The following is an 800-nucleotide window of genomic DNA, read 5'->3' as shown; positions in this document are numbered from 1 at the left end:
TTGGCGTTATGCTCAGAAACGACCGAACGAAGCTTAGCAAAATAAGCATCATCAACCAAATCGCCTTGCTCATCAAGCATATCTGCCGACAAGTCCTGAGCAATCATATGTGCCACCGAGACCATGCTGTCAAATCCTCTTAACGCATGTGGATGCGGTAATGCCAAAAATAAAGTCAGCCCCATAAAATGAGATTCAGGCAAACTGTTTAAGTCAAATGCACACACTCCCTCATACCCAACGCCCATCATACTAAACCACAAATCACCCGTACCATCTTCATTTTCATAGCGATGAAACAGATTCATAACGCCATATTTCATACCATATGTACGCACAATTTCAAGTACGGTGCAACCTGGCAACCCAGCAAACGAGTTGCGTGGCATAATGGCAATGCTCACCGTTTCTGTTGCATTAAGCAAAGGGTCGTTATTTTGGTCAAAAATTCGGCGTTCATCCAAATGCTCATCGAGTACAGCCGAGCGTTTGTCAAAGGTCATATCTACCACATAATCAGCGTCCTGATTTTCATCATCATGTGCTTGCCAATCTTGAGCGTGCGACAGACCGCCACTTGGATTATTGACGCGAACACTGTCTTGATTTTGTGAATTCTCATCAATTTTTGCCTGCGTATCTGCCTGATTTTCTTTATTATTCTCTGTTAAAGGCTCATAAACCATTTGTGCTTGCGAGGTTTGTGACATCACAGGTGCAGCCACCACAGCAGCAGCCATACTGGATAATGCATCTTCAGGCTCTACTTTTTTATTTGAACTCTCAATTCTAGACGGCAA

General features: G+C 43.5%; 1 protein-coding gene. It reads right to left on the bottom strand.

The window, feature by feature from the left end:
- Positions 1 to 800: cell division protein ZipA C-terminal FtsZ-binding domain-containing protein (locus G3N97_RS39170; protein ID WP_205998049.1), on the bottom strand; the 800-nt coding region annotated here is incomplete at both ends.

It is taken from the genome of Paraburkholderia sp. Ac-20347, assembly GCF_017104805.1.
In the GTDB taxonomy this organism is placed as follows: domain Bacteria; phylum Pseudomonadota; class Gammaproteobacteria; order Burkholderiales; family Burkholderiaceae; genus Paraburkholderia; species Paraburkholderia tropica.
The sequence above is the reverse complement of the archived record's forward strand: the minus strand, read 5'-3'. Positions and strand labels throughout refer to the sequence as shown.